At 68.0% G+C, this 24012-nt stretch carries 13 protein-coding genes and 3 rRNA genes; 9 read left to right on the top strand and 7 right to left on the bottom strand.

Features of this window, described 5'->3' with window-relative positions:
• The first annotated feature begins 89 nt into the window (after positions 1 to 89).
• The 6 genes from OG729_RS21105 to OG729_RS21080 all read left to right on the top strand — a co-directional run bounded on the left by OG729_RS21105 (position 90) and on the right by OG729_RS21080 (position 8639).
• On the top strand, positions 90 to 944 hold the full coding sequence (locus OG729_RS21105) for a hypothetical protein (RefSeq protein ID WP_405807653.1): 855 nt from the start codon (positions 90 to 92) through the stop codon (positions 942 to 944).
• Positions 934 to 2265 (top strand): hypothetical protein, encoded by a 1332-nt coding sequence (locus tag OG729_RS21100; protein ID WP_405807651.1) that lies wholly within the window; start codon positions 934 to 936, stop codon positions 2263 to 2265. The genes OG729_RS21105 and OG729_RS21100 overlap by 11 nt, the downstream gene beginning before the upstream one ends.
• Positions 2262 to 3830: an SCO6880 family protein gene (locus OG729_RS21095; RefSeq protein WP_360878205.1), complete on the top strand. Its 1569-nt coding sequence runs from the start codon at positions 2262 to 2264 to the stop codon at positions 3828 to 3830. Before OG729_RS21100 ends, OG729_RS21095 begins: the two co-directional genes overlap by 4 nt.
• A 17-nt stretch (positions 3831 to 3847) precedes the next feature.
• Positions 3848 to 5260: an ATP-binding protein gene (locus OG729_RS21090; RefSeq protein WP_360878208.1), complete on the top strand. Its 1413-nt coding sequence runs from the start codon at positions 3848 to 3850 to the stop codon at positions 5258 to 5260.
• A 1-nt stretch (position 5261) separates the two neighbouring features.
• Positions 5262 to 6968 (top strand): type VI secretion protein, encoded by a 1707-nt coding sequence (locus tag OG729_RS21085; protein ID WP_405807649.1) that lies wholly within the window; start codon positions 5262 to 5264, stop codon positions 6966 to 6968.
• Positions 6969 to 7112: 144 nt separating this feature from the next.
• Positions 7113 to 8639, top strand: coding sequence for an amidohydrolase family protein (locus OG729_RS21080; protein WP_405807648.1), 1527 nt, complete (start codon positions 7113 to 7115; stop codon positions 8637 to 8639).
• A 53-nt stretch (positions 8640 to 8692) separates the two neighbouring features.
• Here OG729_RS21080 and OG729_RS21075 read toward each other — a convergent pair whose 3' ends face one another.
• The 5 genes from OG729_RS21075 to OG729_RS21055 all read right to left on the bottom strand — a co-directional run bounded on the left by OG729_RS21075 (position 8693) and on the right by OG729_RS21055 (position 15819).
• Positions 8693 to 9241, bottom strand: a complete 549-nt coding sequence (locus tag OG729_RS21075; protein WP_405807646.1) for a GNAT family N-acetyltransferase — start codon at positions 9239 to 9241, stop codon at positions 8693 to 8695.
• Positions 9242 to 9354: 113 nt separating this feature from the next.
• Positions 9355 to 9471, bottom strand: a 5S ribosomal RNA gene (gene rrf, locus OG729_RS21070).
• Positions 9472 to 9551: 80 nt separating this feature from the next.
• Positions 9552 to 12675: ribosomal RNA gene (locus tag OG729_RS21065) — 23S ribosomal RNA — on the bottom strand.
• Positions 12676 to 12981: 306 nt separating this feature from the next.
• A 16S ribosomal RNA gene (locus OG729_RS21060) occupies positions 12982 to 14506 on the bottom strand.
• Together the 16S, 23S and 5S rRNA genes form the textbook arrangement of a ribosomal RNA operon.
• Before the next feature lie 698 nt (positions 14507 to 15204).
• Entirely contained in the window at positions 15205 to 15819 is a 615-nt protein-coding gene (locus OG729_RS21055; protein ID WP_405807645.1) for a MarR family winged helix-turn-helix transcriptional regulator, read from the bottom strand.
• A 144-nt stretch (positions 15820 to 15963) separates the two neighbouring features.
• Here OG729_RS21055 and OG729_RS21050 point away from each other — a divergent pair, with 144 nt between their 5' ends.
• Entirely contained in the window at positions 15964 to 17238 is a 1275-nt protein-coding gene (locus OG729_RS21050) for an MFS transporter (RefSeq protein WP_405811209.1), read from the top strand.
• Positions 17239 to 17268: 30 nt separating this feature from the next.
• On the opposite strand, the gene OG729_RS21045 is transcribed toward OG729_RS21050, so the two are convergent.
• On the bottom strand, positions 17269 to 18990 hold the full coding sequence (locus tag OG729_RS21045) for a SpoIIE family protein phosphatase (RefSeq protein ID WP_405807643.1): 1722 nt from the start codon (positions 18988 to 18990) through the stop codon (positions 17269 to 17271).
• A 107-nt stretch (positions 18991 to 19097) separates the two neighbouring features.
• On the bottom strand, positions 19098 to 20567 hold the full coding sequence (locus OG729_RS21040; RefSeq protein WP_405807641.1) for an NAD(P)/FAD-dependent oxidoreductase: 1470 nt from the start codon (positions 20565 to 20567) through the stop codon (positions 19098 to 19100).
• A 356-nt stretch (positions 20568 to 20923) separates the two neighbouring features.
• Here OG729_RS21040 and OG729_RS21035 point away from each other — a divergent pair, with 356 nt between their 5' ends.
• A complete protein-coding gene (locus OG729_RS21035) occupies positions 20924 to 21682 on the top strand; it encodes a helix-turn-helix domain-containing protein (protein ID WP_360873256.1) in 759 nt (252 codons plus the stop codon).
• Positions 21683 to 21904: 222 nt separating this feature from the next.
• On the top strand, positions 21905 to 23947 hold the full coding sequence (locus OG729_RS21030; protein WP_405807639.1) for a sigma-70 family RNA polymerase sigma factor: 2043 nt from the start codon (positions 21905 to 21907) through the stop codon (positions 23945 to 23947).
• Positions 23948 to 24012: the final 65 nt, after the last annotated feature.

The following is a 24012-nucleotide window of genomic DNA, read 5'->3' as shown; positions in this document are numbered from 1 at the left end:
ACCGCGCCCGCGCGGGAAGCAGCACGACTACCGTCGTACTACGGGTCGTACTACGCGGCACTGCAAACGGTTGAGGGGGCGTACGCGAGATGAGCCTCGGGGACGAACACGGCTACGGCGGCGAGTCGGGCGGCCGCACGGACGACGACTTCGGCGGCACGGGCCAGACGCGTACCCGCCTGCCGGGCGGCGCCGACACCGACGTCTACGGCGGCGCGCGGCGCCCCGTACGGAACTCACGCTCCCTGATCACGGTGGTGGGCGTCGTGGTGCTGCTGATCGCGGCTATCGCGTTCGCGAACCAGGGCGGGGGCGACGACGGCACATCGGCCGAGGGCGAGAAGGGCGCGGGGGCGGCTCCGACGGCGGCGACGGGGGTGCGGCCGGTGAAGGGGGAGGCCGGGGGGATTCCGTCGGGGTTCGCGAGGGATGAGCAGGGGGCGCAGAGCGCGGCGGCGAATTACGCGGTGGCGCTGGGTTCTGACGGCATGTTCAACACGCAGCGCCGTCAGAGCATCGTGAAGTCCATCGCCGACTCCAGCACGCTGGACAAGCTCCAGTCAGGGTTCGACGCCGACTACTCCCCCGCCTTCCTCACTCAGATCGGCCTGAGTGCCGACGGCGCCGCCCCAGCCGGCTCCACGTTCGTCAACCGGACCCTTCCGGCAGGCACCAAGGTCAAGAGCTTCTCGAGCGAGGCCGCTGATGTCGACGTCTGGTGCATGGGCTTGTTCGGGCTGACGGGCGCGAAGTCCACCAAGCCGGTGACGAACGGCTGGTTCACAGTGAGCGTCAAGCTGAAGTGGACCGGGTCCGACTGGAAGGTCCTGGCTACCAGTCAGAAGACTGGGCCTACGCCAGTCACCGGTGACAACCCCGTGTCCGGATCCGACGAAATCGCTGGAGCAGTCAAGGAATTCGGAGGGTTCACATATGCCCGCTAACCCTCACCTCCGGCTGCGCTCCATCATGACCACCCTGGCGGCCGTCCAGGCGGCGGCGCTCCTGTTTGCGGTCCGGGCAGCCGCAGCACCGACGCCCACGCCCACACCGGGCAAGACCGACGATCCGTGTGGGCTCATCGCTGGGCCCGCGCGGGACTACTGCGACAACGGCGCACCCGGCGGAGCCAAACGCACCCCCCTCGAACCAGCCGACGCCCTCGACCCCCTCGCCTCCCTCGCCCGCGGCTGCGCCGACGCCGCCGTCTGGACCATCGACCAGCTCTCCAAAGCGGTGAATTCCACCGCCACCGTCGACTTCACCAACTCCGCCTTCCGCGCCCAGTACGCCATCGTCTTCGCCGCCTCCACCATCCTCACCCTCGTCCTCTGGCTCCTCGCCGTCGCCAAGCGCGCCGTCCGCGGCGTCCCCCTCACCACCGCCATCTCCGAAGCCGTCGGCTTCCTCTGGCTCACCGTCCTCGCGTCCGCCTTCACCCCGCTCATCCTCTACACCCTCGTCTCCGCGACCGACGGCGTCACCGAGGTCATCGCAGGCGGCACCAGCGGGCAGACCGACCAGTTCTTCGGGAACTTCTCCGGCGCCCTCAAAAAGGGGACCGACATCGGCGGCGGGCCGATCATGCTGATCGTCGTCTCACTCGTCACGATCCTCGCCGCCGGCGTCCTCTTCCTCGAGCTGTTCATCCGCGCCATCCTGCTCTACGTCGGCGCCCTCCTGGGCGTCGTCGTCTACTCCGGACTCGTCGACAAGAACATGTGGGGGCGTGTCCGCCGCTGGGCCGGAATCATGATCGCGATCATCATGGTCAAGCCAGTGATCGCGATCGTCCTGGGTCTCGCGGGCGCACTCTCCGCCGAGAACGGACCCGACTCCTTCTCCGCCGTCGTCTCCGGCCTCGCGATCATTCTGCTCGCCATCTTCGCCTCCGCGGTGATCTACCGTTTCGTCCCCGGCTTCGGCGACGAGATCATCGCCTCCCGCAACAACCGCCTGCAGAACGGCGCCGAGAACGCCGCGGCCGCGGTCATCAGCTCGCCCGCCAACCTCGTCTCCCAGGGCATCAAGACCCACAGCAGCCGCGGCAACCAGCACGGCGGCGACAGCAACGGCAGCGCCCCCCGCCCCGCCAACCCCATCAGCGGCGGCGTGGCCGCGCACAGCAGCCGCCCCTCCGGCGGCACCGGTGGGGGCGCGGGCGGCGGCGGATCCGTACCCGCCGCACCTCCGCCCCGTAGCAGCGCGCCCGGCACCAGCAACCCGCACAGCAACCGCAAGAGCACAGGAGGTGGAGGGCGTTGACGACCCAGTCCCAACCCATCACGCCCCGCCGTACGTATCTGATCGGCCGGGCCCGGCCGAACGCGATCGTCGGCAAGAACCGCGAGACCGGCGAGATCGCCCTGATCATCGCCGGCGCGTTCCTCGGCATGATGAGCGGGCTGCTGGTCCCCGTCCTGTCCCTGCGGATCGTGCTGCTGATGGGTTTCCCGCTGCTCGCCCTCGCCGCCGTGTACGTCCCGTACAAGCACCGCACCTTCTACAAATGGTTCGAGATCAACCGCAGTTACAAGCGCACCCTGCGCAGCGGCACCCTGTACCGCTCCTCCGTCGGCGAGGCCGGCACCCGGCTCGACGGGCGTGAGGTCGAGGTCGGCCCGCCCCCGGGCATCGGCCGGATCAACTGGCTCGCCGCCCCCTTCGGCCCCGACGAGATCGCCGTACTGCTGCACGCCGACCGCCGTACCGTCACCGCCGCCATCGAGATCGAGGGCCCCGGCGTCGGCCTGCGCGACAGCGAGGACCAGGAGGCCCTCGTCGACCGCTTCGGCACCCTGCTCAAGCATGTGGCCAACGGCGACGGCTTTGTGACGCGACTTCAGATGCTCGCGCGCACGCTCCCGGCCGACCCCGACGCCCACGCCAAGGACGTCGCCCAGCGCGGCAACCAGCAGTCACCCCGCTGGCTGCGCGACTCCTACGACCAGCTCCAGTCGATGGTCTCCACCTCCAGCGAGCAGCACCGCGCCTACCTCGTCGCCTGTATGCACTACTCCCGCGAACTGGCCGCCGAGGCCCACACCATGGCCCGCGCCGCCCGGCACTCCTCCGGCTCGAAGGCCTCGGGTTCGAGGAAGCTCGACAGGGACGCCGGCCTCGCCGTCGTCATGGCCCGCGAGCTCACCGACATCTGCGCCCGCCTCGCCGAGGCCGACATCCGGGTCCGCCAGCCGCTCGGCCAGGGCCGGCTCGCCTCCCTGGTGCACTCGATGTACGACCCCGACCACCCCATCGACCACATCCAGGCGATGACGAAACGCAACGCCTGGCCCGCCGAGCTCGACGCCATGGAGCCCACCTACCTCCAGGCGAAGACCCGCGAGTCCTCCACCCGCGCGCCCTGGTGCCACTCCACCGCCTGGGTGAAGGAGTGGCCCATGACCCCGGTCGGCGTCAACTTCCTCGCGCCGCTGCTCGTCCACACCCCCGATGTGATCCGTACGGTCGCGGTCTGCATGGACCTGGAGCCCACCGAGGTCGCCATCGAGCGGATGCTCACCGAGAAGACGAACGACGAGGCGGACGCGAGCCGCGCCGCCAAGATGAACCGCACCGTCGACCCGCGCGACATCGCCGCGCACGGGCGGCTCGACCAGCGGGGTGAAGATCTCGCGAGCGGTGCGGCAGGGGTGAATCTTGTCGGGTACATCACTGTGTCGTCGCGTTCACCCGAGGCTCTGGCCCGGGACAAGCGCACAATCAGGGCCTCGGCCGGCAAGTCCTATCTGAAGCTGGAGTGGTGCGATCGCGAGCACCACCGGGCCTTTGTGAACACCTTGCCGTTCGCGACCGGCATCCGACGCTGAGGAGAGGGCAGTCCGCCATGCGAGATCCGCTGTCCGTCTTCACAGATGCCTTCACTTCCTTCCTGTTCGGCAAGGTGGAGACGACGCGCCTGCCCGTGCGTACGTCCACGGGGCAGGCCCAGGCCGTCTACCTGCCGACCGCCGCGCCGGGCCTCGGCGACTCGGGCGTGATCATCGGCCGCGAGGTGTACAGCGGAAAGGGCTATATCTACGACCCCTTCCAGCTGTACGGCCAGCAGCTGCCGGCCCCCCACTGGCTGGTGCTCGGGGAGTCCGGAAACGGCAAGTCGGCGCTGGAGAAGACATACGTCCTGCGCCAGCTGCGCTTCCGCGACCGGCAGGTCGTCGTCCTGGACGCCCAGGGCGAGGACGGGGTGGGCGAGTGGAATCTCGTCGCCCAGGAGCTGGGGATAACCCCCATCAGGCTCGACCCGATGACGGCGCTGGACGGCGGCATCCGCCTCAACCCGCTGGACCCGGCGATCACCACGACCGGCCAGCTGGCCCTGCTCCGTACGATCATCGAGGTCGCGATGGGGCACGGCCTCGACGAGCGGTCCGGCTTCGCGCTGAAGGTGGCCCATGCGTATGTGAACGAGACGATCGTCGACCGGCAGCCGGTGCTGACGGACATCGTGGACCAGCTGCGGCATCCGGAGGCGGAGTCGGCGGAGGCGATGAACGTCGACATAGACGACGTACGGGCCTGGGGCCTCGATGTCGCGCTCGTCCTGGACCGGCTGGTCGACGGCGACCTGCGGGGCATGTTCGACGGCCCGACGACGGTCGGGATCGACCTGGACGCCCCGCTGATCGTCTTCGATCTCTCCCACATCGACCGCAACTCGATCGCCATGCCCATTCTCATGGCGATCGTCGGAGTCTGGCTCGAACACACCTGGATCCGCCCGGACCGCAAGAAGCGCATCTTCCTGGTGGAGGAGGCGTGGCACATCATCAACTCGCCCTTTGTGGCCCAGCTCTTCCAGCGGCTGCTGAAGTTCGGGCGCCGACTGGGCCTGTCCTTCGTGGCGGTGGTCCACCACCTGTCGGACGTGGTGGACGGGGCGGCCGCGCGGGAAGCCGCCGCCATCCTCAAAATGGCCTCGACGAGAACGATTTACGCCCAGAAGGCGGACGAGGCGAGAGCGACGGGAAGGGTGCTGGGCCTGCCGCGGTGGGCCGTCGAGATCATCCCGACGCTCACTCCGGGTATCGCCGTCTGGGACGTCAACGGCAATGTGCAGGTGGTCAAACACCTGGTGACGGAGGCGGAGAGACCACTGGTCTTCACCGACCGGGCCATGACGGAATCGTCGGGTCCGGCTCTGCCGGAGGACGTACAGGCCGCGGAGTGGGAGGCGGAGCAGCGCGCGGCCCTGATCGAGCGCCGGCAGCTGGACGAGTCCTCCGAGTCGACGGTGGCATGACATGCGCGACCGACGGGACTTGCGGGAGGACGAACGCGGCATCCCGGACGGCCTGTTGGTCGGCCTGCTCGGCTTCCTGCTCGGCCTGACGCTCCTGGTCTGGACGGCGACGGGCCTGGCGGGCGTCCTGTCCCACGGCGCCTGGCCGAGTGGCGTGACCTTCACGCAGACCCCGATGGCGATGCGCGCGCTGGCGTCCAAGCCGCACGACCTCGCCGGTGCGTGGCCGGACGCCCCACCGGCGGAGCTTTCGGGCTACGGGCTGTTCTGGGGCCTGGCAATCGGCGAGTTGATGGTCCTGCTGGTCCTGACGATCTTCGTCCTGGGCACCTTGGCCCGCTGGCGCACGGTCCGCGCGAACCGGTCTGCGGCCGCGCGGGAAGCCGCGAACCCACGGCCCGGGGCCGGGGACCCCAACCCGCTTACGGAGCAGGGGGCGAACGGCACCGGCACCGCCGCAGGACCCGTTGCCGCGGACACGAGCCACCGCGAAGCCGTCGGCCGGCCGGCACAGCCAGGGCACGGCACCGGCGGGTGGGAGTCCCCAGCCATGGGCAGCGGCGCAGCCACGACGCCGCCCCCCGGCGCCACAGGTCCCAGCACCCCCCTGCAGCCGGAAGGCGTGCCCGCGGCCGCGTACCCGGGCAACGGCACCCTGCACGGCCCCGGAGCACCGAGCCACAGCGGAGCCGTCGGCGACCCTACGCAGGCGGGGCACGGCTCCGGGCAACCGCAGGTTGCCGAATACGGGGCGGGCGGACGGAACAGCACCCTGCCCGCACCCCGAACCCCCCGCATCCTCTACGGCGACCCCGACACCCGCCGCCCCGCGGCCGTCCGCGCCGTCCTCGACGCCGCCGGCCCCGCCCTCCTCGTCACCTCCGACCCCGCCGTCTGGGCCGAGACCAAGGACGCCCGTGCCAAGCTCGGCCCCGTCCTCCTCTACGACCCCGGGCATCTCTGCGACACCCCGGCCCGCCTCCACTGGTCCCCCACCGCGCACTGCGAGGACGCCGCCACGGCCCAGCACCGCGCCACCGCCCTGCTCGCCCCCGTACGCCCCCGCGCCCTCCTCGACGCCGCCATGGCCGACACCGCCGAAACGCTCCTGCGCTGCTGGCTCCACGCCGCTGCCGTGGACGGACGCCCCTTCAAGCAGCTCCACCGCTGGGCCCAGGGCGGCAGCGCCCACGACGCCGTACGCATCCTCCGTACGCACCCCAAGGCGACCGCCGGCCTCGCCGGCCTGCTCGAGTCCGCGCTCACCGCCCACCCCGAACGCCGGGAGATCGCCCAGCAGTTGGTCGTACGCGCCCTCTCCGCCCTCTCCTCGATCCATATCCGCGAGGCTTGCACCCCGAACCGAACGGATTCGCTCACCTTGGAATCATTCATAAACGAAGGGGGCACCCTTTATCTGGTGGGGGAATCCATCGAGGACCCCAGAACGCACCCCGGTGCCATGCCACTGCTCACCGCACTGGCCTCACACGTGGTCGAGCACGGCCGCCGCATGGCCGCACGGTCATCCGACGGTCGGCTCGACCCACCAATGACGCTCGTTCTCGACGACGTCGCGGCCGTGGCTCCGCTTCCCCTGCTTCCGGAGCTGCTGGCAACCGGTCAGGACCAGGGACTGCCGACCCTGGTCCTGCTCCGTTCCGCCGAACAGGCCCGCGCCCGCTGGCCGGAGCCCCTCGGCCGGTAGGGCAAGCGTCAAGAAGGGGTGTAGCCAGCCCCACCCCCCAACCTGCCTGCTACGCCCACTGACCCACGCCCCGTCACACGGAAGAGTCATGGCCAGGCCCGGCACGAAGACCGGTCGGGCACGACGACTCAGGGGGTCCCGCCCATGCTCGCTCGACGCCACGTCCTCGGCACCGCAGCCGCAGCCACCGGCACCGCGCTCATCGGCGGGACGGCCACCCCCGCGGCGGCCCGCGCCACCGGGAAGGACCGCGCCACCGGGAAGGACCACGAGGTCCTCGCCCTCACCCACGCCACCCTCGTCGAGGGCTCGCGCACCACCCCCGACCAGACTGTCCTCGTCCGGGGCGGCCGCATCATCCGCTCCGGCCGCAGCGCCGAGGTCGTCGTCCCACGCGGCGCACGGACCGCCGATCTGCGCGGCAAGTACGTCATCCCCGGCCTCGTCGAGGCCCACGTCCACACCTCCGGCCCGGAAGAAGTCGCCGCACCGCTCTTCCCGCTGACCGGCGTCACCTCCGTACGGGAGATGTGGGGCGGACCCGTCCACCACGAGTGGCGGCAGAAGGTCACCAGCGGCAGGCTCCTCGGCCCCCGCTGGGTGATCGCCGGCCCGCTCATCGACGGCCCGCCCACCCTCTTCACCCAGGACACCGGCAATCCGGTGATCGAGGTGCGCGACGAGGCGTCGGCCCGTCAGGCCGTACGTGAGGTCAAGCGGGCCGGCGCGGACTTCGTCAAGGTGTACTCCCGGCTCTCCCGCCCCGCCTACCTCGCCATCGCGGACGAGGCCCGCAGGCAGGGCATCCGCTTCGCCGGCCACTGCCCCGACTCCATGACCATCGCCGAGTGCAGCGACGCGGGCCAGCAGACGATCGAGCATCTGCACGCGCTGCTGCTTGCCACCTCGTCGAAGGAGAAGGAGATCCGGCGCGGCCTGGAGCAGGTACGTCTCGACCCGCGCGAGCCGTCCAGCCTCGCCCGCTACCGCTCCTGGTTCCGTCAGGTGCATGCGCTGGAGTACGAGGCCGTACGCACTTACGACCCGGCCCGCGCCCGTGCCCTCTTCGACCGGCTCGCCGCCAACGGCACCCGCGTCGTGCCGACCCTCTCCGTCCACCACACCCTGGAGCGTCCGGACGAACTCCCGACGACCCAGGAGGAGTCGAAGTACCTCCCCTCCTGGATGGTCGGGGAGTGGCCGGGCACCTGGAAGGCCCTGATCGGCGGCCGCACACAGCGAGATGCGGCCCGGATCCGGCAGATCTACGCACATCGGCTGCGCCTCGTCGGAGAACTGCACCGCTCCGGAGTGGAGTTGCTGGCCGGCACCGACAGCGGCACCGGCTATCTCGTACCGGGCTTCTCGCTCCACGACGAGCTGGCACTGCTCGCCGAGGCCGGTCTGCCCGCCCACCGGGTGCTGGAGTCCGCGACGGCCGCGCCCGCCCGGATGCTGGGCCTGCAGGACAGCCGGGCCGACCTGGTGGTGCTGGACGCGAACCCGCTCGACGACATCCGCCACACCCGCCGCATCGACTCGGTGGTGGTCGCCGGGCGCTACATCGACCGGGCCGAGCGCGGCCGACTGCTGACGGACGTAGAAAGGGCGGCGGTATCGAGCCGTCCCCCTGCGGCCGCCACCGCCGGCGCCCTCCGCCCGTGCTGCTGAGCCGGGCAGCACGGGGCCAGGCCAACCCGGCCAGGCTCCCGCGGGCCCTCCGCCTAGCGCAGAACCTCCAGCTCCAGCTCGCGCTCCGCGGGATCTCCCGGCACGGGTACGGATTCCCCGCTCGGCACGAACCCGATCCGCCGGTAGAACGCCGCAGCCCGCGCATTGCGCTCGTCCACATACAGCCGCACCCGCTTCACGGGCGACCCCGGCAGCTCCCACGACCAGTCCAGGGCCGCCCGGAACAGCGCATCGGCCACACCCGCACCACGTGCCTCGGGCCGCACGAACACCGCGACCACCTGCGTCTGGTCGACCTTCGCGGCCTCCCCGAACCGCACCTCGCCCGCCGGCCGCTCGACCAGCACGGTGAGCGTGCCCGCCCACTGCCCGTCCGCCGCCTCGGCAATGAACTGCCGGGCCACCACCCCCTCCGCGACCCTGGCCGTGCGGTCCTGCCAGAACCCGTCGGGCCGCTCGACAGCCTTCTCGTACGTCTCGAGGAACGCGATGGGCGCGGCCGGATCCTGCAGGGCGGAGAGCCGAAGCTCCCGGGCCTTCGCCCACTCCTCGGCACGTACGGGTCGAATGACATAGTCCATCTGTCGATACTGGCCCTGCCCCGCTCCTCTGAGCAACGCGGTTCCGTCCGGTGAATCGTCCAGAACGCAGAAAAGCCCCGCACCAGAAGGTGCGGGGCTTTCCCACAATAATTGTTCGGCGGCGTCCTACTCTCCCACAGGGTCCCCCCTGCAGTACCATCGGCGCTGAAAGGCTTAGCTTCCGGGTTCGGAATGTAACCGGGCGTTTCCCTAACGCAATGACCACCGAAACTCTATGAAAATATTGAACTCCAGCCGGCCAAAAGGCGAGTTCGTTACTTCAGAACATACACAGTGGACGCGAGCAACTGAGGACAAGCCCTCGGCCTATTAGTACCAGTCAGCTCCACCCCTTACAGGGCTTCCACATCTGGCCTATCAACCCAGTCGTCTACTGGGAGCCTTAACCCCTCAAAGGGGGTGGGAGTCCTCATCTCGAAGCAGGCTTCCCGCTTAGATGCTTTCAGCGGTTATCCTTTCCGAACGTAGCCAACCAGCCATGCCCTTGGCAGGACAACTGGCACACCAGAGGTTCGTCCGTCCCGGTCCTCTCGTACTAGGGACAGCCCTTCTCAAGACTCCTACGCGCACAGCGGATAGGGACCGAACTGTCTCACGACGTTCTAAACCCAGCTCGCGTACCGCTTTAATGGGCGAACAGCCCAACCCTTGGGACCGACTCCAGCCCCAGGATGCGACGAGCCGACATCGAGGTGCCAAACCATCCCGTCGATATGGACTCTTGGGGAAGATCAGCCTGTTATCCCCGGGGTACCTTTTATCCGTTGAGCGACGGCGCTTCCACAAGCCACCGCCGGATCACTAGTCCCGACTTTCGTCCCTGCTCGACCCGTCGGTCTCACAGTCAAGCTCCCTTGTGCACTTACACTCAACACCTGATTGCCAACCAGGCTGAGGGAACCTTTGGGCGCCTCCGTTACCCTTTGGGAGGCAACCGCCCCAGTTAAACTACCCATCAGACACTGTCCCTGATCCGGATCACGGACCCAGGTTAGACATCCAGCACGACCAGAGTGGTATTTCAACGACGACTCCACCTGAACTGGCGTCCAAGCTTCACAGTCTCCCACCTATCCTACACAAGCCGAACCGAACACCAATATCAAACTGTAGTAAAGGTCCCGGGGTCTTTCCGTCCTGCTGCGCGAAACGAGCATCTTTACTCGTAGTGCAATTTCACCGGGCCTATGGTTGAGACAGTCGAGAAGTCGTTACGCCATTCGTGCAGGTCGGAACTTACCCGACAAGGAATTTCGCTACCTTAGGATGGTTATAGTTACCACCGCCGTTTACTGGCGCTTAAGTTCTCAGCTTCGCCACACCGAAATGTGACTAACCGGTCCCCTTAACGTTCCAGCACCGGGCAGGCGTCAGTCCGTATACATCGCCTTACGGCTTCGCACGGACCTGTGTTTTTAGTAAACAGTCGCTTCTCGCTGGTCTCTGCGGCCACCCCCAGCTCACCGAGTAAATCGGATCACCAGTGATGGCCCCCCTTCTCCCGAAGTTACGGGGGCATTTTGCCGAGTTCCTTAACCATAGTTCACCCGAACGCCTCGGTATTCTCTACCTGACCACCTGAGTCGGTTTAGGGTACGGGCCGCCATGAAACTCGCTAGAGGCTTTTCTCGACAGCATAGGATCATCCACTTCACCACAATCGGCTCGGCATCAGGTCTCAGCCTCAATGTGTGACGGATTTGCCTATCACACGGCCTACACCCTTACCCCGGGACAACCACCGCCCGGGCTGGACTACCTTCCTGCGTCACCCCATCGCTTACCTACTACCACCTTGGGCCGGCGGCTCCACCACTCCCCTTCACCCGAAGGCTCCAGGGCGGCTTCACGGCCTTAGCATTAATGGGCTCGATACTGGGCGTTTCAAAGCGGGTACCGGAATATCAACCGGTTGTCCATCGACTACGCCTGTCGGCCTCGCCTTAGGTCCCGACTTACCCTGGGCAGATCAGCTTGACCCAGGAACCCTTAGTCAATCGGCGCACACGTTTCTCACGTGTGTATCGCTACTCATGCCTGCATTCTCACTCGTGAACCGTCCACAACTCGCTTCCGCGGCTGCTTCACCCGGCACACGACGCTCCCCTACCCATCCCAGCGGGCGTTGGCCCTCATGCTGAAATGACACGACTTCGGCGGTACGCTTGAGCCCCGCTACATTGTCGGCGCGGAATCACTTGACCAGTGAGCTATTACGCACTCTTTCAAGGGTGGCTGCTTCTAAGCCAACCTCCTGGTTGTCTCTGCGACTCCACATCCTTTCCCACTTAGCGTACGCTTAGGGGCCTTAGTCGATGCTCTGGGCTGTTTCCCTCTCGACCATGGAGCTTATCCCCCACAGTCTCACTGCCGCGCTCTCACTTACCGGCATTCGGAGTTTGGCTAAGGTCAGTAACCCGGTAGGGCCCATCGCCTATCCAGTGCTCTACCTCCGGCAAGAAACACACGACGCTGCACCTAAATGCATTTCGAGGAGAACCAGCTATCACGGAGTTTGATTGGCCTTTCACCCCTAACCACAGGTCATCCCCCAGGTTTTCAACCCTGGTGGGTTCGGTCCTCCACGAAGTCTTACCTCCGCTTCAACCTGCCCATGGCTAGATCACTCCGCTTCGGGTCTTGAGCGCGCTACTAAACCGCCCTGTTCGGACTCGCTTTCGCTACGGCTTCCCCACACGGGTTAACCTCGCAACACACCGCAAACTCGCAGGCTCATTCTTCAAAAGGCACGCAGTCACGACTGCTGTTCCGAAGAACAACAGCGACGCTCCCACGGCTTGTAGGCACACGGTTTCAGGTACTATTTCACTCCGCTCCCGCGGTACTTTTCACCATTCCCTCACGGTACTATCCGCTATCGGTCACCAGGGAATATTTAGGCTTAACGGGTGGTCCCGCCAGATTCACACGGGATTTCTCGGGCCCCGTGCTACTTGGGTGTCTCTCAAACGAGCCGCTGATGTTTCAGCTACGGGGGTCTTACCCTCTACGCCGGACCTTTCGCATGTCCTTCGCCTACATCAACGGTTTCTGACTCGTCTCACAGCCGGCAGACTGTGAAAGAGAGATCCCACAACCCCGCATGCGCAACCCCTGCCGGGTATCACACGCATACGGTTTGGCCTCATCCGGTTTCGCTCGCCACTACTCCCGGAATCACGGTTGTTTTCTCTTCCTGAGGGTACTGAGATGTTTCACTTCCCCTCGTTCCCTCCACACTGCCTATGTGTTCAGCAGCGGGTGACAGCCCATGACGACTGCCGGGTTTCCCCATTCGGAAACCCCCGGATCAAAGCCTGGTTGACGGCTCCCCGGGGACTATCGTGGCCTCCCACGTCCTTCATCGGTTCCTGGTGCCAAGGCATCCACCGTGCGCCCTTAAAAACTTGGCCACAGATGCTCGCGTCCACTGTGCAGTTCTCAAGCAACGACCAGCCACCCACCACCCCCGCCCTGAGGCAGAGTTCACTGGGGCCGGCATCACGAAGGTGCAGACTTTCCAGTCCGTACCCTCAGATACCCAACAGCGCGCCCGGCACGACTCCCTGACTCTCACGTTCCACGCCGAAGCAGTACTAGTGAAGCCCTGAAACCGTGCCGAATAGTCAACGTTCCACCCATGAGCAACCACCGCAGGACATTCGCCCGCGTTGTGGCCTCTGACCAGGCCCGAAGACCCGGTAAGAAGTGCTCCTTAGAAAGGAGGTGATCCAGCCGCACCTTCCGGTACGGCTACCTTGTTACGACTTCGTCCCAATCGCCAGTCCCACCTTCGACAGCTCCCTCCCTTACGGGTTGGGCCACCGGCTTCGGGTGTTACCGACTTTCGTGACGTGACGGGCGGTGTGTACAAGGCCCGGGAACGTATTCACCGCAGCAATGCTGATCTGCGATTACTAGCAACTCCGACTTCATGGGGTCGAGTTGCAGACCCCAATCCGAACTGAGACCGGCTTTTTGAGATTCGCTCCGCCTCGCGGCATCGCAGCTCATTGTACCGGCCATTGTAGCACGTGTGCAGCCCAAGACATAAGGGGCATGATGACTTGACGTCGTCCCCACCTTCCTCCGAGTTGACCCCGGCAGTCTCCTGTGAGTCCCCATCACCCCGAAGGGCATGCTGGCAACACAGAACAAGGGTTGCGCTCGTTGCGGGACTTAACCCAACATCTCACGACACGAGCTGACGACAGCCATGCACCACCTGTATACCGACCACAAGGGGGGCACCATCTCTGATGCTTTCCGGTATATGTCAAGCCTTGGTAAGGTTCTTCGCGTTGCGTCGAATTAAGCCACATGCTCCGCTGCTTGTGCGGGCCCCCGTCAATTCCTTTGAGTTTTAGCCTTGCGGCCGTACTCCCCAGGCGGGGAACTTAATGCGTTAGCTGCGGCACCGACGACGTGGAATGTCGCCAACACCTAGTTCCCAACGTTTACGGCGTGGACTACCAGGGTATCTAATCCTGTTCGCTCCCCACGCTTTCGCTCCTCAGCGTCAGTAATGGCCCAGAGATCCGCCTTCGCCACCGGTGTTCCTCCTGATATCTGCGCATTTCACCGCTACACCAGGAATTCCGATCTCCCCTACCACACTCTAGCTAGCCCGTATCGACTGCAGACCCGGGGTTAAGCCCCGGGCTTTCACAACCGACGTGACAAGCCGCCTACGAGCTCTTTACGCCCAATAATTCCGGACAACGCTTGCGCCCTACGTATTACCGCGGCTGCTGGCACGTAGTTAGCCGGCGCTTCTTCTGCAGGTACCGTCACTTTCGCTTCTTCCCTGCTGAAAGAGGTTTACAACCCGAAGGCCGTCATCCCTCACGCGGCGTCGCTGCATCAGGCTTTCGCCCATTGTGCAATATTCCCCACTGCTGCCTCCCGTAGGAGTCTGGGCCGTGTCTCAGTCCCAGTGTGGCCGGTCGCCCTCTCAGGCCGGCTACCCGTCGTCGCCTTGGTAGGCCATCACCCCACCAACAAGCTGATAGGCCGCGGGCTCATCCTTCACCGCCGGAGCTTTCAACCCCCCTAGATGCCTCGGAAGGTGGTATCCGGTATTAGACCCCGTTTCCAGGGCTTGTCCCAGAGTGAAGGGCAGATTGCCCACGTGTTACTCACCCGTTCGCCACTAATCCACCCCGAAGGGCTTCATCGTTCGACTTGCATGTGTTAAGCACGCCGCCAGCGTTCGTCCTGAGCCAGGATCAAACTCTCCATGAATGTTTTCCCGTAATCGGGATGAACACCACAAGAGCGGAACGACCGGTCGGAATAAGACCGGTCGTTCACAGCGTCCTCGCTGTGTCAATGCCTACCCGCCACAATGGGCCGGCAGGACTTTCAAAGGAACCTCGAACCTGCCGAAACAGGCCGGGGTATCAACATATCTGGCGTTGACTTTTGGCACGCTGTTGAGTTCTCAAGGAACGGACGCTTCCTTCGTACTCACCCTCGCGGGCTTTCCTCCGGGCGCTTCCCTTCGGTCTTGCGTTTCCGACTCTATCAGACTCTTTCGTGTCCGATTCCCCGTCGGAAGGGGCTTGCTTTCCGGCCTTTCGGCCTTCGGCGATTCCGACTCTATCAGATCCTTTCGGGCCTGATTCCCGGTCGAACTCGGGTTGTCATTCCGGCCGTTGGGCCGCTCCGACGCCCAAACTCTAGCGGATTTCTCGGGCGACCCAAAATCGGGTCTTCAAAATGAATTTCGGCATGCCGAAATTCATCCCGGCCGGGAGATCGTGCTGAGTTGGTTGCCGCATTCGCGGCTGGAGTGGCTGCCACAGAACCGTTCCGGCTCCACGACAACTCGAAGAACCTTACGGACAGATGAAGGGTGTGTCAACTCCGACCCACGCCCGCTCGGACACCCGCCCAGGCACCTGCCCGGACGTCCGTTCCGGCACCTCTCCCGGCCCGTCCTAGTCCAGATCCGTGAGCCGGCCACCGGCGTCAGGCTGGGCGTGTTCCACACGGCGCAGTACGCGGATCAGTAGCTCTCCGAGTACCCCCCGCTCCTCCCCCGACAGGTCCTGCAGCAGCTCTTCCTCGAAGTGGGTGGCCATGCGCATCGCCTCCTGCCACTTCGCACGGCCCTCGTCGGTCAGCTCCACGATGACCCGCACCCGGTTGTTCTCGTCGCGGTCGCGCGTGACCAGGCCCTCGCTCGCCATGCGATCGATGCGGTGCGTCATCGCGGCCGGGGTGAGGCCGAGCCGCTTGGCGAGTTCGCCCGGGCCCATCCGATAGGGGGATCCGGCGAGGACCAGGCTCTTGAGGACCTCCCACTCGGCGTTGCTGATGCCGAGGTCGGCGATCTGGCGGCCGTACGCGACGTTCATCCGGCGGTTCAGGCGGCCCAGGGCCGAGACGACCTTCTCGACCTGGGGGTCCAGGTCGCCGAACTCGCGCTGATATGCCGCGATCTGTTCGTCGAGGCTCGGCTCCTGGAGCCCGGAATGGAGCGGCCCGGACTGGGGCTCGGGCCGGCGGCCGGAGCCGGGCGGCTCGGGGCCCTCGGGGGTCTCGGTTGGCATGCACCGAAGTATCGCATGAGCGCGTTGGCGTTGAAGTCCTTCACTGTGTATTGTTGACGTTCTAACTTTAGTGTTGAAGTCTTCAGGCTTCAGTCCTCCACGATCTTGAGGTAGGTGAGTGTGACCAGGGCGATGGGCGCTGCGATGCGCCGGATACAGGCGGGGAACGCGTTGGCCGCGTTCGGACTCGGCTTCACGGTTCCGTATCTCTACGTCTATGTGGCGCAGGTGCGGGACCTGGGCGCGTCTACGGCCGGGGCCGTCCTCGCGGTCTTTGCGATGGCCGCTCTCGTCGCCCTTCCCTTCACCGGGCGGATCATCGACCGGCGCGGGCCGCTGCCCGTGCTGGTCGGTGCCGCGCTGCTCGCCGCAGCCGGCTCCGCGGCGATGGGGCTGTCGACGAGCGTGCCCGCCGCCGTCCTGTCCGCCGCGCTGCTGGGGGCCGGTACGGCGGTGATGCAGCCGGCGCTCGCCACGATGATCGTCTGGACCTCGGACTCCTCGACCCGTACGCGCGCCTTCGCCATGCAGTTCTTTCTGCAGAATCTGGGGCTCGGGATCGGCGGGCTGATCGGCGGGCACATCGTCGACGAGAGCCGGCCGGGCAGCTTCACCCTGCTGTTCGGCATCGAGGCGGCGATGTTCCTGGTGCTTGCCGGGATCGCCGTGAGTGTGCGGCTGCCGCGTTCACTCGCGCTCCAGGAGGCGCGGCCCGCGAACGCCGAGGCCAAGGCCAGGCGCGGGCTGCGCGCGCTGCTCGGGCACCGGGCGATGGTGCAGCTGTGCGTGCTCGGGTTCGTCCTCTTCTTCGCCTGCTACGGACAGTTCGAGTCGGGGCTCGCCGCGTACGGCACCGAGGCCGCCGGGATCCAGCCCGCGACCCTCGGGACCGCGCTGGCCGCCAACACCCTGGTGATCGTGGTCGCGCAGTTCGTGGTGCTGAAGTTCGTCGAGCGCCGCAGGCGCAGCCGGGTGATCGCCGGCGTCGGGCTGATCTGGGCCGTGGCCTGGATCGCCGCCGGCTACGCGGGCCTCGGGCACGGCAGCCAGGCGATGGCGACCGCCGCGTTCGTCTCCGCGTACGGGCTCTTCGGGCTCGGTGAGGCGATGCTGTCGCCGACCGTCGCGCCGCTGGTGGCCGATCTGGCGCCGGAGTCGATGGTCGGGCAGTACAACTCCGCCTTCGCGCTGGTCAAGCAGCTCGCGCTGGCCGTCGGTCCGGCCGTGGGCGGGCCGATGGGCGCCGCGCTGCACGGTCCGTACATCGTGACCTTCGTGCTCTTCTCGCTCGGCATCACCATGCTGGCGCTGCGACTGGGCAAGCGGCTTACGCCCGTACAGGACCGCCCCTCGCTCGTGTCGAGGTCGCGGGTGGTGGCCCAGCACAAGCCGGCCGAGCAGATCGAGGCCGCGGCCTAGTCGAGCCTGCCGCCCGGTCGAGGCCGCGGCCTAAGCCGGCAGTGCGAACTCGCACCAGACCGCTTTTCCGCCGCCCGGAGTGCGGCGGCTCCCCCAGGACGAGGCGATCGTCGCGACGATGGAAATCCCGCGGCCCGCCTCGTCCTCCGTTTCCGCGCGGCGGCGGCGCGGCAGATGGTCGTCGCCGTCCGTCACCTCGATGATCAGGCGGCGGTCGGTGCGGCGGAGTCTGAGGCGCATCGGCGGGGTGCCGTGCTGGAGGGAGTTGGCGACCAGTTCGCTGGCCGCCAGCACTCCCAGGTCGTGGAGCTCGGGCGAGAATCGCCAGGAGGCCAGCACACCCGAGGCGAAGGCACGCGCACGTGGAGCCGCTTCGATGCCGCCGAGCAGTTCGAGCGCGGCGTTGTGGAAGAGCTCGGCGGACACGCCCGTACGCGTGGGGTGCTGGACGACCAGTACGGCCACGTCGTCGTCGTGTTCCGCGGTGACTCCCAGGGAGCGGATCAGCCGGTCGCAGACCACCTGTGGGGTGCCTGTCGCGCCCTCGAGCGCGCGCTCGAGGGCGGCCACTCCCTCGTCGATGTCCTCGCCGCGGCGCTCGATCAGACCGTCCGTGTAGAGGACGGCGCTGGAGCCGGGCGGCAGCGCGATGGTGCCCGAGGTGTGGAGCCAGCCGCCGGTGCCGAGCGGTGGTCCGGTCGGGTCCTCGGCGCGGCGGACCGTGCCTTCCTCGTCCCGTACGAGGATGGGGAGATGGCCGGCCGAGGCGTAGACGAGCCGGCCTTCGTTCGGGTCGTGGACCGCATAGACGCAGGTGGCGATCTGGCTGGCGTCGATCTCGGCGGCCAGGCCGTCGAGCAGCTGGAGCACCTCGTGCGGCGGCAGGTCGAGGCGGGCATAGGCCCGTACGGCGGTGCGGAGCTGGCCCATCACGGCGGCCGCGCGCACGCCGCGGCCCATGACGTCGCCGATGACGAGCGCGGTGCGTCCGGCTCCGAGCGTGATGACGTCGTACCAGTCGCCGCCGACCGCGGCGTCCGTGCCGCCCGGTTGGTAGGTGGCCGCGATGCGCAGGTCGTCGGGCTGTTCCAACTCCTGCGGGAGCAGGCTCCTCTGGAGGGTGACGGCGGTCTCGCGGTGGCGGCGCTCGCTGGCGCGCAGCCGCTCGGCGGCCTCGGCGTGGTCGGTGACGTCGGCCGCGAAGACGAGGACTCCCCCGCCCTCCTTGGGGCTCTCGGCGGGCAGGCACGTGACGGTGTACGAGCCGGAGCCGAGCACCTTGCGGGACTTGACCGTGCGGGGCTTGCCGCTGCGCAGCACCTGGTCCATGAGCGGCAGCAGGCCCAGTTCGGCGAGCTCGGGGCAGCTGTCGGCGGCACGCGCACCGGCGGGGCGGTGGCCGAAGGCGGCGGCGTAGGCGTCGTTGACGTACGCGATGCGGTGCTCGGAGCCGTGCACGAGGGCGACGAGGGCGGGCAATCGGCCCAGGATCTCGGGTACGCAGAAGTCCTCGATGGCGGGGACGTCGGGCAAGGGCTCCGGCTGCTCTTCGTACTCACCGCGGGACACACCGCGGGACTCACCGCGGGACACACCGTGGGCCTCACCACGAGCCTCGTTGCGAGACTCATTGCGGGCTGCGGGCACCGAGCCCTCCCCCCGCTGTGCTGGGGAGATCCCGTGGTCGGTCCTCCGCGCTGCGGCGCGCCGCTGCGTACCGGGGAGCCTTGCGCTCCAACGCGTGAAGTTCACTGACTTTCTAGCCTCAATGCTTGTCGCCAAGGGTCACTCTGTGCATGTGTGAGCCCACCTATGGTCACACGTCCAGTGTGACCGACCGGACTGACAGTCCTGGTTGTCTACCTGCCCCCGGGGCCGCTGCGCGGCCCGTCGTCCGGTGCGGGCCTGGCCCCGTCCCCCTTGGGTTTTCCGCCCGCGGCGAGCTCGAATTCGGCCCGCGGATGTTCCAGCGAGCCGAGGGAGACGATCTCGCGTTTGAAGAGCCCGGAGAGGGTCCACTCGGCGAGTACGCGGGCCTTGCGGTTGAAGGTGGGAACGCGGCTGAGGTGGTACACGCGGTGCATCAGCCAGGCCGGATAGCCCTTGAGTTTACGGCCGTAGACATGCGCAACGCCCCTGTGGAGGCCGAGGGAGGCGACGGACCCGACGTACTTGTGGGCGTACTCCTTGAGGGGCTCGCCGCGCAGGGAGGCCACGATGTTCTCGGCGAGGACCTTGGTCTGGCGCACGGCGTGCTGGGCGTTGGGGGCGCACTCCTTGCCGGGTTCTCCCCCAGAGCCTTCGGCCCGGGAGGTACCCCCAGCGGTGACGTCCGGAACGGCCGCGGTGTCGCCCGCCGCCCACGCGTGCTCGACCCCGGCGACGGTGAGTTGCGCGGTGCACTTCAGCCGTCCGCGTTCGTTGAGGGGCAGATCGGTGGCGGCGAGCAGGGGGGCCGGCCTGACGCCCGCGGTCCATACGACGGTGCGGGTCCGGAAGCGGCTGCCGTCGCTGAGGACGGCGACACGGTCCTCACAGGAGTCCAGGCGTGTCTCGAGGCGTACGTCGATATTGCGCGAACGCAGCTCACGGATGGCGTACTTGCCCATCTCCTCGCCGACCTCGGGGAGGATGCGATTGCTGGCCTCGACGAGGATCCACTTCAGGTCCTCGGCCTTGATGTTGTGGTAGTAGCGCGTGGCGTAGCGGGCCATGTCCTCCAGCTCGGCGAGGGCCTCGACGCCCGCGTAGCCGCCGCCGACGAAGACGTAGGTGAGGGCGGCGTCGCGGATCGCCGGATCGCGGGTGGAGGAGGCGATGTCCATCTGCTCGATGACGTGGTTGCGCAGGCCGATGGCTTCCTCGACGGTCTTGAAGCCGATGGCGTAGTCGGCGAGTCCGGGGATCGGAAGGGTGCGGGAGATCGACCCGGGCGCGATGACGAGTTCGTCGTACGTGATCTCGACGGGACCGGTGCCCTCTTCCTCGGTGGCGAGGGTCGCCACGGTCGCGGTGCGCTTTGCGTGGTCGACGGCTTTGGCCTGGCCGATGAGGATCTTGCACTTGTCGAGCAGGCGGCGGAGGGGGACCACGACATGGCGCGGGGAGATGGAACCGGCCGCCGCTTCCGGGAGGAAGGGTTGATAGGTCATGTACGGATCGGGCGTGACCACGACGATCTCCACCTCGCCGCGTACCAGCTCCTGCTTCAGCTTCTTCTGCAGACGCAGCGCGGTGTACATCCCGACGTAGCCGCCGCCGACGACGAGAATGCGCGTGCTCGGCGGGGGGCCGGGGGGCGTCCCCGGGAAATTGGCAGCCTTCACCACCCCATGACGCAACGGCCTCAGGCGTTTGTCCACAGCCCCGGCAAATTGTGTGACCGGAGGCTTCGCGCCACTTTGGGCGGGCCAGGTGCGGCGTGGCAGACAAGGTGCGCAGGTCAGGGCGTACGAAGGGGGTGGTGCGAGGGGGCGTAATCGGGACCGTTCCGGTCCTTGCTCCGATCGGGGGGCGCTCCGTGCGGAACTACCCTCTTCTGAATTGACCCTGGCTCAACTATGTTCGTACCTCGTCGGGGTGCTTTGGCCGAGGTGCGCCCGGCAGGCAGGGTGGGGAGGTCTCCGGGGGGAGACGTCACGACCAGGGGTCTCCGGGGGGAGACATCATGACCGGGGGAACACGTATGACCATTCAGGATTCGCATTGGCAGGCTGCCGTCTCACCGGCTTCGACAGCTGACGGGAACGGACAGGCGGGATCGGGCGGGGTCAGCCGCTCGGCGCCACTCCGGGTGGACGCACAGCGCAACCTCGAGCATGTGCTGAGGGCGGCTCGCGAGGTCTTCGGCGAGCTGGGGTACGGCGCGCCGATGGAGGACGTGGCGCGCCGGGCCAGGGTCGGCGTCGGGACGGTGTACCGCCGCTTCCCGAGCAAGGACGTGCTGGTGCGGCGGATAGCCGAGGAGGAGACCTCCCGGCTCACCGAGCAGGCGCGTGCCGCTCTGGGGCAGGAGGAGGAGCCGTGGTCGGCGCTCTCCCGTTTCCTGCGTACGTCGGTGGCATCGGGCGCGGGACGGCTGCTGCCGCCGCAGGTGCTGCGGGTGGGCGTGGAGCCGGAGGAGCCGACCGCCGTCGTACGGGACGAGGCGCGGGTGCCGCAGCAGCGGGTCGGCTCACAGCCCGATCTGCGGGTGGTTGGGCCGCGCACGGTGCCGGCCGAGGAGCAGGACGACGCGGGTGCGGCGGATCTGCTCGAGGTCGTGGGGCAGTTGGTCGACCGGGCGCGGGCGGCGGGTGAGCTGCGCGGCGATGTGACCGTGGCGGACGTGCTGCTGGTGATAGCCACGGCCGCGCCGTCACTGCCGGACGCGGCGCAGCAGGCGGCGGCTTCGGCCCGGCTGCTCGACATCCTGCTGGAGGGGCTGCGGCCGCGGTCCGCATAGGCCCCGTTCCGGTCCACGCACCTCACCGCAGCGCTGCTCCGGTGGCCAACTGACTTCCGGGTAAGACAGGTTGAGCCTTCCCGAAGGAGTGACGAGTAGGGCTCGGATGCGGGAATCCTCCCCGGACGAGTGGTTACCCGTGCCAGAGGGTTCGGTGCGTCGGTTCTCTGTGGCAGTCTTGCCCGGTGTTCGGGACTGAGGGTGCTTACGGGGGCTTCCGCGATGAGCGGTGACGGTCAGGACGACTCACTCGGCGGTACGCGCGGTACCAGCGGTACTGGGGGTACCAGCGGTACGGAGGCGGCTGGGTTGCCCTCTCGGCAGGTGCCGAGCCAAGGCGGGCCCAGTGGGCTCTCCGGGGTGTCGGGTGGCTCGGGTCCGGCTGGTGCGGTTGAGCATGCGGTGCCGTCGCAGCGCGAGGGTGGGAGCTCTGACTCCTTACCGGCGCCGCGCGAGCTGCCGCCGTCCGACGCCGAGTTGATCGAGCGCATGCGGAGCGGCGACGACAGTGCCTACGAAGAGCTGTTCCGCCGTCACTCCGGCTCCGTCCGCCGCTATGCGCGCACCTGCTGCCGGGATGCGCACACCGCCGACGACCTGACGGCCGAGGTGTTCGCGCGGACGCTGCAGGCGGTGCGCGGGGGCTCGGGGCCCGAGCACGCGGTGCGGGCGTATCTGCTCACGACGGTCCGGCGCGTCGCTGCCGCGTGGACGAAGACCGCAAAGCGGGAGCAACTGGTCGATGACTTCGCGGTGTTCGCCGCGGATGCCGCCCGCAGCTCGGACGCCGCGCACGACGACGCCCTCGATCCGGGGGCCGATGTGCGCGCCATGCACGAGGCCGAGCAGTCGCTGGCCATGCAGGCCTTCCGCTCGCTGCCCGAGCGGTGGCAGGCGGTGCTCTGGCACACCACGGTCGAGGAGGAGTCGCCGAGCGAGGTCGCGCCGCTGTTCGGGCTGACCGCCAACGCGACGGCGGTGCTGGCAAGCCGGGCCCGCGAGGCCCTCAAGCAGGCCTATCTGCAGGCCCATGTGAGCTCGGCGCTCACCTCCGGAGGCGACTGCGCCCGCTATGCCGACCGGCTGGGGGCGTACGCCCGCGGGGGTCTGCGCATGCGCGCCGAGCGGGGGCTGCGCAAGCATCTGGAGGAGTGCGCCAAGTGCCGGCTGGCCGCGGGCGAGCTGGCGCATGTCAACGCCGGGATTCCGGCGCTGCTGCCGGTCGCGGTCATCGGCTGGTTCGCCGCCGGGTACTCGCTCAAGGCCGCGGGGCTCGTGGCCGGCGGTGTCGCGGGCGCGGCGGGTACGGGCGCGGCCGCCGCCGGGGCAGGCGGTGCGTCGGGCGCCACCGCGGGTGCGGGCGGCGGGGTCGCAGCGTCGGAGGGACTGGGCGCCCCGGCGAAGGCCGGGATCGCGGCGGGGCTGGCCGTCGCGGCGGCCGCCGGTCTTGTCTGGGCGCTCCCGGGCGACCCCGAGCCCGCGCCCACGGAGGCGAAGCCCCCGGCCGCGCAGCCCGCCGTGCCGGAGGAGCCCACGCCGTCACCGAAGCCGAAGCCCCCGGCCCCGCCTGCGCCGAAGCCCCCTGCCGCCCCGCCCGCGCCGGAGCCGACCCCGCCGCCGAAGCAGCCCTCGCCCGACCTGGCCCCGAAGCCCACGCCACAGCCTGCCCAGCCGACTCCCACGCCCGAGTCGCCGGTCAGACCTGCTCCCGAACCGCCCGGCGCACCCGTCCCCGAACCGCCCGGCGCACCCGCGCCCGAGCAGCCTGCCCCGCCCGCGACCGAGCCGCCCGAGAAGCCGAGGCCCACCCCGCCGCCGCGTTCTTCGGCCTCGCGCGTCTACCTGGTCAGTCGGCTGGAGTTCGGCTTGTTCGGCGACCACACCGGGCCCGAGGTGCGGATCGCCGGGAGCAGCTGGCTCTGGCAGCGCTCGGGCATGTCGATCGCCGGCATCCGGTACGGACACGGGGTGAGCATGTACGCCAGGGCCTCCGTGACCATCGACCTCAACCGCCGCTGCTCCGCCTATGACGCGCTGGTCGGGGTCGACAACCTGACGCCGGTCCGGGGCGCGGTGCGCTTCTCCGTGTACGGGGACGGCAGTCGGCTGTGGCGGTCCCCGGTCATGCGCGGCGGGGACGCGGCTGTGCCGGTGCATGTGTCGCTCGCCGGCCGCAAGACGATCCGGCTGGTCGTGGAGCCGCAGACGCCGTCCGACTCGGCGGTGCTCGGAAACTGGGCCCAATCGCAACTCACCTGCGGCTGACCGAACCCCGGCCGCCGGCCACCGGCCCGCCCTGCCGGTGGCCCACCCGCCTGCTCGACCTGCCG

This window comes from Streptomyces sp. NBC_00210, from assembly GCF_045160975.1.
Lineage (GTDB): Bacteria > Actinomycetota > Actinomycetes > Streptomycetales > Streptomycetaceae > Streptomyces.
Note: the sequence above shows the minus strand (reverse complement) of the source record. Positions and strands in the feature narration are given on the sequence as shown.

What these genes read in the sequence shown, in the direction of transcription:
- OG729_RS21105 (WP_405807653.1), top strand. Translation starts at nt 90, where the DNA reads ATGAGCCTCGGGGACGAACACGGCTACGGCGGCGAGTCGGGCGGCCGC.
- OG729_RS21100 (WP_405807651.1), top strand. Translation starts at nt 934, where the DNA reads ATGCCCGCTAACCCTCACCTCCGGCTGCGCTCCATCATGACCACCCTG.
- OG729_RS21090 (WP_360878208.1), top strand. Translation starts at nt 3,848, where the DNA reads ATGCGAGATCCGCTGTCCGTCTTCACAGATGCCTTCACTTCCTTCCTG.
- OG729_RS21085 (WP_405807649.1), top strand. Translation starts at nt 5,262, where the DNA reads ATGCGCGACCGACGGGACTTGCGGGAGGACGAACGCGGCATCCCGGAC.
- OG729_RS21080 (WP_405807648.1), top strand. Translation starts at nt 7,113, where the DNA reads ATGCTCGCTCGACGCCACGTCCTCGGCACCGCAGCCGCAGCCACCGGC.
- OG729_RS21075 (WP_405807646.1), bottom strand. Translation starts at nt 9,241, where the DNA reads ATGGACTATGTCATTCGACCCGTACGTGCCGAGGAGTGGGCGAAGGCC.
- OG729_RS21055 (WP_405807645.1), bottom strand. Translation starts at nt 15,819, where the DNA reads ATGCCAACCGAGACCCCCGAGGGCCCCGAGCCGCCCGGCTCCGGCCGC.
- OG729_RS21050 (WP_405811209.1), top strand. Translation starts at nt 15,964, where the DNA reads ATGCGCCGGATACAGGCGGGGAACGCGTTGGCCGCGTTCGGACTCGGC.
- OG729_RS21035 (WP_360873256.1), top strand. Translation starts at nt 20,924, where the DNA reads ATGACCATTCAGGATTCGCATTGGCAGGCTGCCGTCTCACCGGCTTCG.
- OG729_RS21030 (WP_405807639.1), top strand. Translation starts at nt 21,905, where the DNA reads ATGAGCGGTGACGGTCAGGACGACTCACTCGGCGGTACGCGCGGTACC.